This is a genomic window from Marinoscillum pacificum, from assembly GCF_024714495.1.
GTDB lineage: Bacteria > Bacteroidota > Bacteroidia > Cytophagales > Cyclobacteriaceae > Marinoscillum > Marinoscillum pacificum.
The window spans coordinates 1-16,632 of record NZ_JAMZMJ010000001.1; the positions used below are offsets into that span (position 1 = coordinate 1).

At 37.9% G+C, this 16,632-nt stretch carries 15 protein-coding genes; 4 read left to right on the plus strand and 11 right to left on the minus strand.

Annotated features, from left to right (window positions below; genetic code table 11):
- A partial coding sequence (locus tag NXS00_RS00005; RefSeq protein WP_258097045.1) for a transposase occupies nt 1–296 on the plus strand: 296 nt, incomplete at its 5' end.
- Between the two features lie 115 nt (nt 297–411).
- Here the strand turns inward: NXS00_RS00005 and NXS00_RS00010 are convergent.
- From NXS00_RS00010 to NXS00_RS00025, 4 genes are all read right to left on the minus strand, one after another.
- Nucleotides 412–1,767 (minus strand): RagB/SusD family nutrient uptake outer membrane protein, encoded by a 1,356-nt coding sequence (locus tag NXS00_RS00010; protein WP_258097046.1) that lies wholly within the window; start codon nt 1,765–1,767, stop codon nt 412–414.
- Nucleotides 1,768–1,863: 96 nt separating this feature from the next.
- Nucleotides 1,864–5,064, minus strand: coding sequence for a SusC/RagA family TonB-linked outer membrane protein (locus NXS00_RS00015; protein WP_258097047.1), 3,201 nt, complete (start codon nt 5,062–5,064; stop codon nt 1,864–1,866).
- A gap of 39 nt (nt 5,065–5,103) precedes the next feature.
- A complete protein-coding gene (locus NXS00_RS00020; protein WP_258097048.1) occupies nt 5,104–6,444 on the minus strand; it encodes a TlpA family protein disulfide reductase in 1,341 nt (446 codons plus the stop codon).
- An 881-nt stretch (nt 6,445–7,325) separates the two neighbouring features.
- Nucleotides 7,326–7,682, minus strand: coding sequence for a hypothetical protein (locus tag NXS00_RS00025; RefSeq protein ID WP_258097049.1), 357 nt, complete (start codon nt 7,680–7,682; stop codon nt 7,326–7,328).
- A 379-nt stretch (nt 7,683–8,061) separates the two neighbouring features.
- Between NXS00_RS00025 and NXS00_RS00030 the strand changes: the two genes are divergently transcribed.
- The gene (locus tag NXS00_RS00030; RefSeq protein ID WP_258097050.1) at nt 8,062–8,316 is read left to right on the plus strand and encodes a helix-turn-helix domain-containing protein; all 255 of its coding nucleotides are present in this window, start codon (nt 8,062–8,064) and stop codon (nt 8,314–8,316) included.
- Between the two features lie 22 nt (nt 8,317–8,338).
- Here NXS00_RS00030 and NXS00_RS00035 read toward each other — a convergent pair whose 3' ends face one another.
- From NXS00_RS00035 to NXS00_RS00050, 4 genes are all read right to left on the minus strand, one after another.
- Nucleotides 8,339–8,479 (minus strand): hypothetical protein, encoded by a 141-nt coding sequence (locus NXS00_RS00035; protein WP_258097051.1) that lies wholly within the window; start codon nt 8,477–8,479, stop codon nt 8,339–8,341.
- Nucleotides 8,480–8,787: 308 nt separating this feature from the next.
- Nucleotides 8,788–10,575 carry a DUF262 domain-containing protein gene (locus NXS00_RS00040; RefSeq protein ID WP_258097052.1) on the minus strand — a complete coding sequence of 596 codons (1,788 nt, stop codon included), beginning with the start codon at nt 10,573–10,575 and terminating at the stop codon, nt 8,788–8,790.
- 97 nt (nt 10,576–10,672) lie between these two features.
- On the minus strand, nt 10,673–11,611 hold the full coding sequence (locus NXS00_RS00045; protein ID WP_258097053.1) for a hypothetical protein: 939 nt from the start codon (nt 11,609–11,611) through the stop codon (nt 10,673–10,675).
- Nucleotides 11,557–13,845 carry a Piwi domain-containing protein gene (locus NXS00_RS00050; protein ID WP_258097054.1) on the minus strand — a complete coding sequence of 763 codons (2,289 nt, stop codon included), beginning with the start codon at nt 13,843–13,845 and terminating at the stop codon, nt 11,557–11,559. The genes NXS00_RS00045 and NXS00_RS00050 overlap by 55 nt, the downstream gene beginning before the upstream one ends.
- 384 nt (nt 13,846–14,229) lie before the next feature.
- Here NXS00_RS00050 and NXS00_RS00055 point away from each other — a divergent pair, with 384 nt between their 5' ends.
- A complete protein-coding gene (locus tag NXS00_RS00055; protein ID WP_258097055.1) occupies nt 14,230–14,367 on the plus strand; it encodes a hypothetical protein in 138 nt (45 codons plus the stop codon).
- A 2-nt stretch (nt 14,368–14,369) separates the two neighbouring features.
- Nucleotides 14,370–14,615, plus strand: a complete 246-nt coding sequence (locus tag NXS00_RS00060; RefSeq protein WP_258097056.1) for a hypothetical protein — start codon at nt 14,370–14,372, stop codon at nt 14,613–14,615.
- A gap of 62 nt (nt 14,616–14,677) precedes the next feature.
- Here NXS00_RS00060 and NXS00_RS00065 read toward each other — a convergent pair whose 3' ends face one another.
- The 3 genes from NXS00_RS00065 to NXS00_RS00075 form a co-directional block, all read right to left on the minus strand.
- Nucleotides 14,678–14,944 carry a helix-turn-helix domain-containing protein gene (locus NXS00_RS00065; RefSeq protein ID WP_258097057.1) on the minus strand — a complete coding sequence of 89 codons (267 nt, stop codon included), beginning with the start codon at nt 14,942–14,944 and terminating at the stop codon, nt 14,678–14,680.
- Nucleotides 14,945–15,273: 329 nt separating this feature from the next.
- Nucleotides 15,274–15,627 (minus strand): hypothetical protein, encoded by a 354-nt coding sequence (locus NXS00_RS00070; RefSeq protein ID WP_258097058.1) that lies wholly within the window; start codon nt 15,625–15,627, stop codon nt 15,274–15,276.
- Nucleotides 15,628–15,657: 30 nt separating this feature from the next.
- On the minus strand, nt 15,658–16,632 hold the full coding sequence (locus NXS00_RS00075) for a helix-turn-helix transcriptional regulator (protein WP_258097059.1): 975 nt from the start codon (nt 16,630–16,632) through the stop codon (nt 15,658–15,660).

Below are 16,632 nucleotides of genomic sequence, written 5' to 3' on the forward strand. Positions count from 1 at the left end.
AGACTAAAAACTGCAATGGATGTTCTTTGAGAGGCTCTTGTCACAAGAGTAAAGGCAATCGAATCGTTGAAATTAATCATAACCTCAGGAGGCATAAGCAGAACGTGAGGCAAAACTTATTCTCTGAACAAGGATTGGCTCATAGATCCAAAAGACCTTGGGATGTTGAGGCTGTCTTTGCAGCAATTAAACACAATCGAGGCTTCCGAAGGTTTATGCTCAAAGGCACCGATAAGGTAGAAATAGAGGCAGGGTTACTCGCTATAGCTCACAACCTGGCCAAGAAGGCTGCTTGATGCTAAGAAGCATTTGCTCAAATCTAAAAATCTCATAATATCCTGATGAATCCAATCTTGAACCTCTCAAAACAAAAAGACCGACTCAAATACTTTTGAGACGGCCTCTTTCTTTTTACCTCACATTTTGCTGTATTCCTGAGATTTCGATGACTTCATCTGGAATCGGCAAGGTATATCTGGAATGTAATGGAGGTAATGTGTATGTTTTATCTTCCAATTGTCGGGTAAGCGTTACTGCCCGATTGGGGTCACTACCCAGACGCCTGAGATCCATCCACCTAATGCCTCGAAAGATTAATGACTTGTGTCTTTCCTCTAAAATGACGTTCAAAGCTTGATTTACTTCTGCTGTGTGATAAGGAATAAATTTGTTGCTTTTCCATCGTTTGGCTAAAAGCTGGTTTAAACTATTAATTGCTTCAGATGGTTGGTTTAACCTTGCCAAACATTCGGCCTTAATGAGAATGACTTCATCTACGGCAATGCCACTGAACTGCCTTGTGGATGCATCATAGGTGCCTTTAAAGTTGATTCGGTTTTCTTCGTTTCTAAAATACATTACCCTTCGGAGGTCATCTGTCTGATAACTCTGGAATAGTGTACTGTCCACTTGCCCCGCAGACAACAAAGCATAAGTAGGTGCCATGGTAGACTGATAGATCACTTCTGAATTCATACGCTCGAAGGGATAGTTAGCTGTACTGTCTAGTGTATTGTAATCTATTAGTTCGTTCTTGATCTTTAAACACTCCTCTGCTTCATTCAAAGCTAATTGGTAATTGGACATCTGGAGGTGTGTCTTTGCTAATAGCGCATGAGCAGCGGCCTTACCTGGTCTGGTAGCAATATCTGGTGATTCAGGAAGCAGAGGTAGGGATTGCTGGAGGTCATGAAGTATCTGGTCATATGTTTGCTGGACAGTAGACCTGGTAGTGGTAATACTAATGTCTGAGTGTAATTTTAGGGGTATGCCCAAATCTGTGGCTGCAGTGTTTGCATTGTATGGTTTACAAAAGACTTGAGCCAACTGGAAGAAAGTCCAGCTTCTATAGAATAGAGCTTGTCCTTTGATTTGGTTCCATTCAGATTGTGAAGCATCGCTGGGATTAATTTTATTAAGTCCTTCCAACGCAAGGTTTGCATAAAGAATGACCTCATAAGGAAAGTTCCAACTATAGCAGGTTTCACCCTGGTATATGTCTTCTGCCCAGATATACCCGTTTCTATAGGTTGGGTTTGCAAGTGTCTGCCACTCCTGATCAGTGAGGTAGTAGTCTGTATTGCATATCACACCTAAAGCTGGAGTTGAAGAGAAATTCATAACTTCTGTATTATCCAATAGTGCTTGTAAATCCTGAAGAGTAGATGGAACAACTAATTGCTTATCATTCTTGATATCTAGCCAGTCTTCTGCACAGGAAGTCAGGATGAAGAGTAGTATGATGTATGTGATTTTTATTGATTTCATGTTTTATGTTTTATGTTTTAGGTTCTGGGTTTTAGGTTAGAGTCCCCCTCTGTCCTGCGGACATCTCCCCCGAATCGAGGGAGAAGACTAAGATGATTAGAAGGTAGCATTTAGGCCGATGGAATATGATCTTGGTGAGCGATAAGATGCATTGGGATAATCTGGGTCAAGGCCTGATTTGCTGGCTTGCCAAAGGATACCCAAGTTTCGAGCGTAGCAAAAGACTCTAAGTTCTGAGAATGGTAGTTTGGGAGTGTTCAGTTGTGTCAAAGCATAGCTCAGGTTTATATCTTCTAATCTTATGTGATCACCTGGTTCCACGAGAATTTCAGAGGCATTATATATCAGGTCGCGATTAAAATCGACGATTTCTGGCATTGATGGTACTTGCGTGTGAGCTTCGTCTCCAGGGTTTTGCCACCTGTTGACGTATTCCTTATGACCTGCCGCACTTTCAAAAAGGTCGTAATAATTGATGCCTGAGCGTCTGAAATAGTACCCTGACTTCCAAGAGACGTTGAAACTAATGCCGATGTTTTTCCAAGACAGGTTGTTTCTAATAGCCCCGAAAATAGGAGCCACTGAAGGTCCATTATAGATGAGGTCTTCTAACTGGAGGTTTTGTATGTAATCACGGTATTCTTCGGATTGCTGTCCTTCAATGATAACCTGAGGATTGCCATTGTCAGGATTTAAACCAACCCAAGGTAGGCTGTAGATTCCATCGATGGAATTGCCATCTATAGGAATGATAGCTGTGTTGAGTGTGAGTCTGCTGATGAGACTGGAACTGGTAATGGCATCTGGATAGGCTTTGCGTATTTTATTGGAGGTGTAAGAACATAATATGTCAGTAGACCATTTCCAGTCGTTGATAGTATTGCGTGTATGAATCTGAATATCGAACCCTGATGTTCTTGTCTCTGCAAAATTGGTTTTGTATGGATCCAGAAAGCCAGTGGTAGGATCTATAGGTGTATCTGCGATCATGTCTGTACCAAACTTATCGTAGTACTCAAAACTACCTGCAACTCGTTGGTCATTGGTTTCAAAATCAACTCCAACATTGACCATGCTGACTCTTTCCCATCTTAACTGTGGGTTGCCTGGGCTTCTAAGGATAGCTTTGGGCAGATTGGTGATATTGTCTACAGTATAGGAAGCAGTAGGATAAGCCGTTAGCGATTTGTTGATGTTGCCATTGTAACCATAAGTGGTGCGAAGACGCAAGTATGGAAGCCAGTTTACATTATAAAAGGTTTCATTACTTATGTTCCAGCTGGCACCTGCCGACCAAAGAGGTACTCCTTTTTGATTGGTTTTCACACCGAAGAGATTGGAAGCGTCCCATCGGACACTTGCAGAGAGTCCATAGGTGTCTTTGAGCATGTAGGAGGTATTGGCAAAGTATGATATGTATCGATCTAATGTTTCTCCAAAGTAGTTGGCAGGAGGGGTGATCCAAAGCGATCCAGCTGGCTTCAGTGGATAGCGCGTGGTGTAGTCCAGGTCTGTGCTGAAAATGAGTGTCTCTTCATCATAGCCATAGACTTGCAAACCCTGCTGGGTTTGTTTTATATTCCTGGCTTCAGCGCCGGCTAGTGCTGTGATTCTATGTTTGGCAATACGTTTGTTGTAGGAAATTTGTGATCTAAGGGCTTGTGCTGCTTGCTGAGAAAACTCGTTGCTCCGAATGGCACCATAAGGGAACACTCTGGATCCATCTGCCTGGGTGTACCTGTTTACTCTACTGCGAACGGCGTAGCTGTCTTTGTCTAGTATTTGTTCATCTGTACCCTGAATCTGCTGATACTGGTATTTGATTCCAACGGACAGTTCGGGAGTAAAGCTGTAATCGGTATTGAGGTCAATTCGGTATTCTGTATTTTGACCAGAAACATCATTGAGGTGTTTTTCCTGCATGGGTCGATAGCTCCAGTCTAACAGTCCTTCCTCTGTAGCCAGTGCTGCATAAGTTAACCTGATATCATTAACCACTGAAGACCAATTTCCCTGATCATCGACAAAATGATTGTATGGGTATTTGGTTTCTATATTGCCCCATCTTAGTCCATTGGATGTTTGCTGATTGTGATTGATGTTGATGGCAGCAGCTACGTTTAGTGCCTCAATGGGGCGAATGCTATTATTGACATTGAGTGTGAATCGCTCTTTGTTATTGCCATCTATGGAAAGTGCATTGTGATCATATCCTCCTGCGATGAAGTAGGTGTGTTTACTGGTGCCTCCCTGAAGGCTCAGGGCGTATTGCTGATAGATGGCTGGGCGATAGAAGTATTTTTCTGCCTGATCTCTAACGTCGAACTGACTCAAATTATAGAGTTGTGCATCTAGCTCCTGATCCGATAAACTGCCATCTCGGTGACTTAGCATCAATTCTACTGCTGGAGACAGGGGATACTGGCGATAGCTGTTTGCTTTGCTGTCATAGTAGCCTCTATCGAAGAGGGTTTGTTCTACTTCGATGAAGTCTTTGGATGGGAGGAAGTCTGGGGTGTAGTGGAAGTCAGGTTGTTGCACCCAAGTGATATTACTATTCAGGCTGATTTTCATGGGTTGGTTTGTCTGACCTTTTTTGGTGGTGATCACAATGACACCATTGGCAGCTCTGGCTCCCCAGATTGAAGCTGCAGCAGCATCTTTCAGTACGGTGATGTGATCAATTGTATTGGGGTTGATGCTGTTGATGTCACCCTCGTATGGAAAATTGTCTACCACAATTAGTGGACTGTTGTCTGAATCGATACTGGAGATGCCTCGTATGCGTAGGTTTCTATAAGTGTCTCCATATGTATCACCTGCGAGTCTTTTATCAAACTGTAAGCCACTGGTGACGTTTTCTAACCTGCTGATGATGTCTGTGCCAGTGGATCTCTGGATAAGTTCCTGGTCGATGTGCTCGAATGAGCCTGTTGCTCTATCGAGGGGTATTTCCTGGTACCCTGTAGAGTAGATTTCCACGCCACTAAGCAGCTCTATGTTTTCTTTTAGCTGAATGTGTAGTGTGGTGCGTCCATTACGCTCTATGGTGATGGTTTCATATCCAATGTATGAGAATGAAATGGTGGATTGATCGGGACAAGACAGGCTGTACTCACCGTTGTAGTCTGTAATGACACCATTGGGTGTCCCCTTAATAATGACATTGACTCCCGGGAGTGGCTGACCATCTGTTTCGGATGTGACGACACCACGTAATATGGTGGTGTTGGTTTGGCCGTGTGCTGTGATGGCTAGCCAAAGTGTGCAATTGAAGAATAGTAGTAAGTGTTTCATGTTTATAGTGTTTAGAATTGAGTATTTAGTGCAGGGTAGTTAGAATTGGGTATATGGGTCATTGGCTGTTGCTTTTTTGATCATCAACAGTTCGACATTGGTCTTTTTGATGGACCATTTGAGGCCGTAAGGTTCCAAGGCTTTATTGAGTTCATGAAGATCTGTGAGACCTGAATCGAGGGATAAATTGATATTGCCTTCATATCCTGTATTGTTGACAACTGGAAGCTTGAGGTGTCTGTGGTAGAATGCAGTGTTGGAAATAAAGAGTTTAATGGATTTATTGATGAGCTGATATTTGGCTTCTTTATCCTCAGGAACAATAGTGCTTTGATCTGCACGCCATTCTTTACCATTGCTTACTTGCTCCAGTACTAGTGCTTCTGTCAGTATCGTTTGTATTTCTCCCATAATGCCCCAATAGCTATTGAAGAAAGCATTAAGGTCAGCACGCATCTGCTGACAGTACTGGGTAGTGGAGATTTTGCTACTGTCGGGATAGACGATGTTGTAACAGAAATTGTGCTTTTGTTTCCAACTAATAGCTTGCTGATCTAAATGGAACAGGCCTGTATTCTTTTGAGAAGGCCCACAGAGGAGAAATTTGAGGGAGTCATTTAGCTGAACTCTGGAATAAGCACCTGAAGGAAAAGTAGGTAGGTTAAATGCATGTTCATACAACGCTAAGGCTGAATAATTATATAGCAGGTAGGAGTGGTCTGTTCTTTTGATACCCTGGAGTCCGTTGGGAAGTGGACCCGTAATAGCGGACTGATAGAGTGGGGTGGCGCCAGGCATTTGTAGTAATGGTTGGTATAGATCTATGTCCTCTTCGTGTTTGAGTGGAGATAATAGGGTTTGTCCGGAAAGTACCGTTTGAATGTTTGTCTCATTGGCATACTCCCAGTTGGTAATGGCAATGACCTTATGGTCTTTGATCCAAACCTGATGTGGTACGGCACGATAGGGGAATAGTCTGTTGAGTGTGGTGTCTTCTGTAATGATTGGTAATGTCCAATTGTATTTTAGTGCTTTGTCCTGTACCGGAGCTGCTTGCTGACGTGTGGCGAGTATGATGGTGAGGCTATCTGGAAACTTGCTTTGTAGTTTCTCGAGGTGAGGGATGGATTGACGACAAGTGCCACAATGTGTGTTGATGAACTGTAGTATCATCAACTTGTTGCTAGAGGTCTTTAGGATGTCTTTGTTGGTTTGTGCGTTGATACTAATAGTAGTGCTGATGGGAGGTATTGGGTCTCCTACGGTGAGTGGATATGGCTCAGCAGTAGGGGAGTCATGCAGGGACTGGAAGGCTACTGTAGCTAGTGTAAGTATGCTGAAGGTTGAGAAGGTGATGATGATTGGTATGAGGTTTTTCATGTGTTTGGTAGTTGTATTCTGTTTTTGTCGCTACTGCAAAAGCTTTGTGATACTAATAGAGCAATCTTCCTTTCCACTTTTTCTTGACAAAAAGTGGAGCAAAAGTCAAGGCTGTGAAATCAACTGCGGTATACCCAACTCCTCCGCTAGAAATGTTTAAACTCACTTCGTTCAAACACTAAACCTTTCTTCACCGCTTCATAGTTGGTTCTACTAATCGCATTGATTTCAAGGCCGATCCTTAATTTCCTAATTTCTTAAGGCCGGTCCTTTTTTAGTCTTTAAGGCAGGCAAAACTTTATTTCATTAAGTTCCTTTTGGGTGTGTTTCTGGTGGGGGATTTATGTCTTGATTTTTTCATATTGTTATTGTCTTATGTTATACATTGAATTGGGCGTAGTTATCCTGTGATGCTCAAAAGCATTTATTACTTCCTCCGTCTTACAGGCACCACTGTCGTTGCGCAATCTTCGAAGGAGGAGAAGTACACTCCCCGCCTTGCTTTTCCATAGAAAAGTAAAGGCATGGCTCTCCCTGTCTGCTTGTTGACCTTAAGTGAAAATGCCGCAAGTCACTAGGTCGATAGCTGATTGATGATTCAAGGATTTGGGGATGTGTTTTGAAGAGGATCGTTACTGTTCTTTTGCCTTGATACAAAAGAACCAAAAGATCAAGGCTGTGCACAAAAGGCTAAAAATTGGGCAGGCCAACTGAAAATCTATAAATTCCCTACGGTCAGACAGTATAGCTTTTTTAACCGTTGTCCCTTCAATTTTCTGACACCTTTTGAGCAAGGCCAGGCCTATCTACTTGTTTACTCAATTGATTTCAAGGCCGGTCCTCTTTTTCAAAATACCTTCAAGGGTGATCCTTTTTTAATATCAGACTGGGTTTTTGGGTTTGAGGGGGAAGAGGATTTCCTTGGAAGTGAGTACTGAGTACATTGTAAAGGGTACATCGTACAGGGTAGTCAATAATCGATCAGTCAGTCCATAGTCCACAGCTGATTGGTGATCAGTAACCGGTGTGTCAGTAATCGGTACGCCGGTAGATCGGTAATCGGTTGGCCAGTGATCGGTGTGTCTGTGACCGGAGATTAGTGACAGGATTTCTCTTCCGAAATTAAGGAATGAATTAATTGCACCATGCATGAAGTGGCCTTCCTGAAGTAGGACGCTGAAGCTGAGATCTGGTCTAAGCTGTGTGAGTGGACGATATGTAGGCACTTTCCAATGCATTGTGATCTATATGGAAAGTCTCCGAAGGATAAGAAAAGAACACGCCTTAAAAAAGGATGGCGTGGAACTCAACTTATCGTTCTAGAGGTACTGGTATACCAGGACACGAATAAGTGAGCCCACGCCAATTTTATCGGCGTGAGCTATTACACCTATTTCATCCCGAGTCCTTTTAAATTACCAGTTTTCTAGAACGAGACTAATAGTTGCAAATGCTCATAAGTCACTTAGTGACTTGAAGTATTTACAAAAGTATGTAATCAGTACTTTATTGAAAGTAATACTTAACTGAAAACGTTTAACCCAAATATATAAATTTCAGTTATTTGTACCATGAAATGGGTACATATTTTTTAATCAATTTTTTCAGCTTGCCTTTATGGCAGCAAGATTGAACCAACGTGACGAAGACAGATTAAAACCATTTCGTAAAAAATTAAGAGAACTACGTGAAGAACAAGGTCTTAGTCAAAGAGAATTATCAACCAGATGTGATGTGAAGCATACTAAAATTAGTCAGCTTGAAATCAATGAGAAATCAAATCTTAACCTTACTACACTATTTGAATTAGCAAGAGGATTAAAGGTTCACCCAATGGAGTTGATTAATTATGAGTTTGATTTTACAATCTAATTGAATAATCTATTGAGCAAGCTTAGTACTTCTTACGTTTATTCCTTCGATGATTAAACCGTCCGAGCTTTTCATCAATTTTCATTCTGAGCCAGAGTCCTCCGACAATAATCACAATAATAACAGGAATGTGATACCACTGTAATGATTCTGGTGTTTCCATAGTCCTTTATTTTTAGTTAACTGTAATATAATGAAAATGGAGAGGAGGGGATGGCTAGATAAGATGTGTTGCACATACGTGCGATGTACTTAGATTTGTTTTTCTCTAAGAGGGATATTAAAAGAAATTTAGTTGCAAACCTGGTATCAATGCCTTTTAGGTCTGTTTTTATTCATTAAAATCTCCCGAGTCCTTCTTCAATTTTAATATTCAATTTATAGTTACTCTTCGATAATGGAAGAGAATAGGTATACGAAACGACTGAAGCGATTATGTAACATGAGAAGTTAATGCGGTTAACGAATTTATTATGAATTTATCTGATAATAATCATTTATTAAGTCATATATCTCGTTGTGATGATCTTGCAATTCATCAAATGTCCATTGATTTTTCGATAAAACTTTTAATGAATTAGGAAAGGTCTCTATGCAGGATTTGAAATATCTGAATTTTTTGTCTTGAAAATCTAGCCTACCTTGACTAGAATTCTTTCTTCTACTAATAAGGACCAAATTACCTAATGCGTTTGTCCAGTCAGTCCTGGTTTCTTCATCGAAATGAGTAAGCCATTGGCTATCTTCTCGTGGGTTTTGAGGAAGAATATGTTCAACTGACATAGTAGAATAGGAAATGCGTTTTTCACTATATCTTGGTGCATCTAATAGATAATCAACTTTTCTTAATAAATATCTATCAAATTTCTTCTTGTATACTTTAGAATCATCAACAATTGCCATGAAGTAATTAAGGTTGATTTTAAATACTTCATCATTAAGTAAATTATCGATTTGTTCTGATTTAGTTATTTCGGCTTTGTAGTGATATTCAATTTTCTTAAGTATGTCATTCATGTTCTCAATTCTGGTTGTCGGTGTTTCACGGCTGATCCAATCTCCTGAAAATTTATTGTCAAGTAATTTTAAAAAATCAAATAGTTTTTCCTTTCCGAAATGCTCACGATAGGATAAAAGTGGAGGTATCCATATATCTGATGCAGCAGTGTCTTCTAAAATTTTTATTAAATTATCAAAAGCATGATTGTTTGAAATGTCAAAATTGTTACCACTGAATATTTCATCATAGTGTTTTTTGTACCTTGATATTAATTCAAATGTTTCTTCTCCTTTTTTTAATAGAGGTGGCAGTGATGTTCTTGTTTTGGTTGTCTTATCATAAGAGGAAGGTGTGTAGATATTATCTTGAAATTCTTTCAGAAGATTGACTCGTGCTTTTTCTTTTACAATAATGGTTCTGATGTAGGATAAGAATTGATCAAAATCCTCTTCTAAATCACCTTCTAATTCTTCCCAGAATCTTGCGTATTTCTTTTCCTTTATTTCATTTGATACTTCTCGTAAATTTTGAGCTTTTAGAATGTCACTATTTCGTAATTTAATTCCACGATCATTTAGAATGGTGAAAAGTCTGAATGCATCATCCAATTCTGCACTTGCAACATAGATTAAAATGACTTTCATACTTAGAAATGGAAATAATAAATCCATTGATAAGTTATTTTCATTATCAAACCATTGATTAATAATTCTTAAAGCTTCACCAATATTTCTTATAGAAACATTGTTCGATTCAGATGAGAAGTTAATTATCTCTGATAGCTTCTGAGTACCACCTTCCGCTACGATAAACTGATTCATGAAATCACTTACTTCTTGGCGAACGGCAAATTCCAGTCTCATTTTTTCCGGGATTCCATAATCTTCATTCCCTTCTTGAAATATAGCATTGTGACATGTCTTGTGACGTGTTTTATTATTCGTTCTGTCTCTGATAACAGAGTGAATAAGATACAATGTTGTAAGTCGCTGTTGTCCATCTAAGACTATATTCTCTTGGAATTCTGTATCATTTTGAATTTGCTTGTCACAATGAAGTACCATTGACCCAAGAAAATATTGATTTTCAGGCTGGTTTTGGGCTGCATAAGCAATGTCATCCAATAGTGTGATTATTTCATCTTCACCCCAAACATATGGTCTTTGATAACCTGGTATAGAATACCACATGTCGTCGGCAAATACGTCTTTGATTTGAATTTTATTTGTGGCTATCTGATTGCCAGATACTTCTATCATTGTTTGTAATTATAGTTGATGATTTAATTTCGTTTTGCAATTTCTCGATTCGAAAATGATCTTTCGAAGAATTATTGATTAGTAGGTAATTAAGTATTTAATTGTCATTCCTAATCGATTCTATTTTTTCAGAATTATAACCGAGTAATAGTCCTATAAAAGATGTTATTTTATGCCTTACAGCTTTAAAAAAATTACTGCTTAATATTCCAGCTCCGATGGTGCCAATGATCAGATTGTATTGTTTTAACTGATCTAATATATTATTTGGTAACTGACTGATGAGTTTTGAAACTAAAAATAATAGCCCCAACATAGTGGCATTGTATAAAATCAGAGATAGGATTTTGAGACGATTTATAAATTTACTTTCAAAGTTCTTTAGAAATTCAATTTCACTTCCGTTAGCAGGTTTGGACATTTCAATAATTGTATCAAATGCTCTTAGTGAGCATAATATCAATATGTCATTTTGCTCTTCTAATAGAGTATCATTACTGATCAAATTATCATAGCTTTTATTTAATAATTCATGGCTGAGGAAGGAAGTATTATACAGCTTAAGAAATGATACAATGACTTCAGAACAATTACTAGTACTTGCGAAATTGTCATTTAATATGTTTTCAAAAGTTATAGTTATGGGATTCCTATTTCGAATATTTATGATGTTTGTTATCCAATCACGGTTTATGTTGTAAATTTTAATGCCTAGAATCAATATGAAAATTAGAAAATCATCATGGACAAAGGGGGAAATAGAATCTCGAGAAGGTTGGCGTTTACTAATTATGTTATAGGACTTGTTGAACTGATTTTTGTCCTTTTCGAGGAGCGATGATAACAAATCATAATAGATTATTTCGGTTTCATTATGTCTGGCATCATGATTTATTATTAATTGCTTTGTGTATAACAAACTATAGAAAGCTTTAAGCTTAGGCCTTTCTTTTACATATAAAATGTAATTTGATCTTTCTTCTAAAGAAACCATTTCTTTCTTTTCATTGAATAGTTCAATTTGTCTGGATCCCATCCAGGGATGTTTCTCATTTTGCTCAATAACCTGGAAATGAGATTTGAATATAACATGGTTGCAGGTCTTTCTCCTGGAAGAAAGCTACGCCAGGATAGGTATGTGAAAGAGAATACTTGTTGACAGATATAGCTCAAGTCATAAAAAAGCATATTATTTAATTCTTTATTATCATGATTGCCTTGAGGAGTTCTAATCTTAATTTGAATAGGATTGCTCATCCCTTGCTTGGAAGTTTTTAACTCTTTTGCTCCAAGCATTTGAATTATGGCAGTTTGCGAATCAATAAAAACTATACTGCCTCTATTTGGTATAAATTGTCCTTTCAATCCTTTTCCATATTGATTGATTCCGTTTTGACTAGGATCGAAAAGGATAAAAGGGTGGTGTTCACTGATGCTAACAAAAGCAAACTTGATGTTGTACTCAGGGAATTCCGAAATTAAAAGTGCAATAACATCAAATTCAGTATTCTTAATTGGCTTGAAAATATGAAATATAAGTCTAAGTGTGTCACCGTTGTTCCAAGCTTGTTCTTTGGATAATCTTATTATTGAATTTTTAAGGCTTTTTAGTAGCTCTTGAAAATACTCTTCGAATGGGACATCTTTTATTCGATCACCTAATAAGTATTGACCATCTCCAGATAAAAAAGTAGTAATACCAACGACTCTATTTTTGTCAGAGCCTTTGAATTCATTATTTCTGATCCAGCTATGTCCTATACCTATAACTATTTCTCTATCAACTGAACGTTGAGAAGGTAAGACCCAAGGTGTTCCACCAAGTTTTGCATATAGCTGTAGTGCTATAGAGTTGAGCTTATACTCATCGTGATTTTTAATTAAGCCAGTAGTGATAAATTGAACTGGTATTTCCAACGACAGAAACTTCGCTTTGATTTTATAATAAGGGTTAGATTGGTTATCTAGCTTTTTAAAGTTATCTGGGATTTCAATTATGGCAAGATCAGGTCGACTTTCCTCATAGTTTCTAATGATCTCCAGATAAGCCTCAAAATTATAACTGTCTAATTCTTTAATATCAAACTGAACATCTTGAAGGTCATACTTCTTTTGTAAACCCTTTTGGAACCATTTTGATGAAGGAAGTCCATCACGTAGATTAGATAGGAAATTGGTGAATTGACCTCTTAATGATCCTGAGCATATTGCCAATACTTTAGGTGATTTAATGTCAAATGTTATACTGTCGTATGGCCCATAATTATTTAGGCCCATATCAGGGTAATCATTTCGAGTCTTAGTTGCTGCAGGATCATATATGAAAGTTGGCGTTTTAATCTCGATTGTATTAGATACAGCGAGCGGATCCTCAGAGACATGAAAACAGAATCCGTCTTGATTTTGAAATAGAATAGGAACTCTTTTGTCTGTAAATAGCGCTCTTGCAATTTTGATGAATTCCATATTTAAGCTCTGGGCATCTAGACTAATTCTCCTTTTGTTTCTTACCTCATTGAATATTTTTGAACTTGAAGATTCTGATAACTTAAAGCTTAGATAACTAGAAATATTGAAATGGGTTTTTTTTAGAATGAGCTTGTTTAATGGGTACTTTTGTAATCCATCATTGGTGAAAACCATAGCCTCTTTGCCCTCTATTTCATGAATAGTGCCTATATATTCTTCATTTGGTGCGAGAATGTTTTGTAATCCGGGAAGTATTTCTACATGTAGGATATCCATGCCGAGTAAGTCGAACCCTTCATCGTACATTGTCTCACAATTAATATTGAGAATCCAGTTACTTTTAAGGTTAACTATAAACCCGAACCGGGTTTTTCCAGCTATTTCTGTTTTGCGCAGCTGGAGCTCTATCATTTTTTTATAAGCAATTTTGTTCTTTAAGTCATCTGGAAGAAGAGAATTTATAATATCATCTTCAGGTTTTTCAGAAAAAAATCTGAAAGGATAAAAATCTATTGGTGTTCTGTCTGGAAATCTATCCTTGAAGGTTCGAAAAAAAATATGCTTTATTAATGAAGATGTAATTGAATCATCGTCATAAAGGTTTTTTTCAACAGGTATACCTAATTCAGAGTCTTCCTGACCTTCTTTATTGGATATGTATATATGGTCACCATTTCTAAAAAATGAATGTGTTGAGTTGTGTTTTTTTCTTAGTTCAGAAAGTCGCTCTTCGCTGTATGATACAGAAAATATCTGATAATTCTCTAAATCGAAAGTAATAGGGAAGTAATTTAATATCATTAATGGGGGTTTGAATGTTATAGCAATTGGAGATGAAATTATCATTATTAAAATTCAGCTGCAAGTGTTTGTATGAATCCACGGTTAAAATTTGTGTAAGTATTATGCAGAGAACGGTTGTGTGCTTTTAAATCATGGAATAGTTATGTTTTGTTGGTGAAGAGTCTTAAGTGCTGTCATTTACCGAAAGGGTTCATTGATTGTGGTTATTAATAACTACTTTATCTATTGATCAATAAATCAAGTGATTAAGAGCTGGATTTTTGAAGTTTTTTTCTGAAAGCGGGAGTTTTGTTTCTGAAACTGGAAATCCTAAAAAAAAGGAGTGGTGTAAATTATCTTGTTATTGTTTAAATTTATTGAGAATCAAAACCCAATACTGTGATGAATATTCTAGCAATTAAACCTGGTCCAAAGCCTAAGAAAGATGATGGTTCTTTGGATAAACGTAGAAGGGTAACTCCAGACAAGAAAAAGGATTATCCTCCGCTAAAAAAGCATGATCACAAAAAGGGTGACTGATTATGCAAAACCCGAGTTACACGAAGGCTTATAAGATTACTGTTTGGTTCCAAGATGGAACCAAACGCAGTGGGTATCGTTTTTTTCCTGAAGGAAAAGTAACAGCCATGAAGGCTCTGAGACCTATCATTGAATCACAGGATGATTTCTATTATGTGACCGGGTATAAAATAGAAGATGAAAAGGAACTTGGATATACTTTTCCAATAAGTGAAGTAAAACACATCCATCTAGATGGTGTGACTTAGTTCATTTTTATATGAGTCTTCTAAATACGCTAGTTCTGATTGATTGCATCCTATTCAATGGATTAAGTAACCTTATTCCTTTTAAGTACCTCAATGATGTCGTCATAGTCGTAGAAGATAACACCTTCTAGTTTGGAATAGGGGAGGATGCGTTTTTCTCTAAGGTTGTGCAAGGTACCGGCACTGATACTCAATAACTCCTGGACATCTTGACTTCTGAGCCACTGGGGTTTGTGTCTGGAGCGAGTCTGTAGCATGAGCTTGATTTCTTTGATCAATTCGAATTTGAAATGAAGAAGTTCTTCTGAAGTCATGAGGTTGAGTTTCATAGCATAAATGTTGGTTCAGAAATGTGTGAAGTTTGCGGTGGGCAAAACAAATATTTGCAAATACTTCATGTAATGTTAGTAGCAGGGGTGACGTCACCCTCTGTGTAACTCTTTGTGATTGAGAGTATAAGCATATGTCTGCAGGGTGGATATATTGTGATGAAGTCTGTCGCTAGCACTGAGAGTGGATGTGGTAAATGAACATAGTGCTTGTTAGTCAACAGACTACAGAAGGCCTGACTCATTGACTGTTTGGTATGAGGTGAGGTTTGGGTTTAAAACCCGATTATGTTTTGGTGGTTAAAAGAGAGGTGGTGAGAAAGGTTAGATTATTTGCGCGAATGATTGATGTGGTTAAGAATTTCAATTATTTTGGATTTCACGTTCTGTTTAGTAATATCATCGGGACTGTAATATTTGGCTCTCAGGCTATTTAGTGAAATATCATTGGAGTTTGCTGTTACGAAATGGGTGGACATGACTTTTAGAATTTCTATTTGAGTGCCATTTGTAAAATATCCCAGGTCGTGGAAGATTCTACATAAGTATGCGAGCTGAGCTACTGTAAGGGAGGTTTCTACTTTCGGTAAATCGATGTGTGTTGTAGCTGAGGCTTTAATTTTTTGAGGTTTGCTGAGATCTAAGCTGATATTGAGGTTGATGTCCAATTCTTTTCTATTCACTTTATAGTTTTTTAGTTCATTAGGTTAATCCTATTTCTCGAGCTTCTTTCGTAGTGTGCTTGGTCGATACCCAAATTTGTTATGAAAGGCGTTAGAGAAAGCAGATAAGTCGCTATATCCGGCTATTTCTGCTACTTGCTTCAAAGGAGTGTTTGTGTCTGTAATGAGAGCCTGAGCCTTTTGTAGCCGCTCTGCCAGGATGAATGCATAGATTGATGTGCCAAATGCTCGTTTGAAGTATGTCTTTAGCTTGAAGTCATTCAAGCCAAAATTTAGTGCTATTTGATGTATCGTACCTGGGTTCGTGAGATTTCGTAGTAGATGATCTTTGACTTGTGTCATTAATTCAAATTCTGCAGATCCAAGTTTTGAATGATCGTTTGATGAAATGGTATTTTGTAGGATATAGAAGGTAAGCTCGGTGGTTTTAAAGCTTAGGAACTTTGTTTTCTTGTTGCCTGTGAATTCGCATTGTAAAATGTGGGAGAGAGGTACAAGTATTCTGGGGGTGGTGTTAATCGGTGATGGTTTTAGACGATATGCTGTGTTTTCTGAGATGTGTGAGATTAATGTGTTTAGTGGATCAAAAAGGTTGCTCCATTTAATGAAAGAGTTAGTTCTAAAATTGAAGCCACAAACTATGTATGTTTCGGAATCAAAATTATACTCGAAATTGATTGAGGGTGTATAAAATATGTCACATTGATGTTCCTGGATACTCATAGGGCTTAAGCCTTTGAGGTTATAGTTTGGATTGTTTTTCAGTGCAAAAAGGAACCCTAGATATTGTCTGTTGATTGTTATTATTAATCGTGTTGGTTTTGTGATTCTATATGTGGCATGCCATAGTCTGAATTTTTTATGATTGGTAATGGTAAATCGAATGCTTCCAAAGGGCTGTAGAGCTTCTAAAATGGTAAGGTCGGAATCTTCAGATTCTTGCACGAGTTTTAAAGGGACTTCTCCGTATTTCGGAGAAGAAACTGATATTAGTCTATGCGGCAT